Origin of the sequence: Pantoea sp. SIMBA_079 (genome assembly GCF_046940275.1) — a bacterium.
GTDB lineage: Bacteria > Pseudomonadota > Gammaproteobacteria > Enterobacterales > Enterobacteriaceae > Pantoea > Pantoea borealis.
In genome coordinates, this window is the sequence record NZ_JAWRYR010000562.1 from 1 (window position 1) to 257 (window position 257).

General features: G+C 56.8%; 1 pseudogene. It reads left to right on the forward strand.

Annotation, left to right across the window (positions count from 1 at the left end):
- Positions 1-257, forward strand: a pseudogene (locus tag SB719_RS21200) (ABC transporter substrate-binding protein); the annotation flags it as partial.

Sequence of the window (257 nt, forward strand, 5' to 3'; positions counted from 1 at the left end):
CTTCAAGCCCTTCTCCGAGAAAGTCGGCAAGCCCTTGCTGGATGAATCCTGGGACGGCGGCTACGGTGTCGTCCAGGCAAAGGTGAAAGCAGGAAAGCCCAATTGGGATGTGGTGCAGGTGGAGGCGGAAGAACTCGCCCTTGGTTGTGCGGACGGTCTTTACGAAAAGATCGATTGGGACAAGCTAGGCGGCAAAGACAAGTTTCTCGACAGTGCGGTCAATGATTGCGGAGTCGGTGCGATCGTGTGGTCGACCG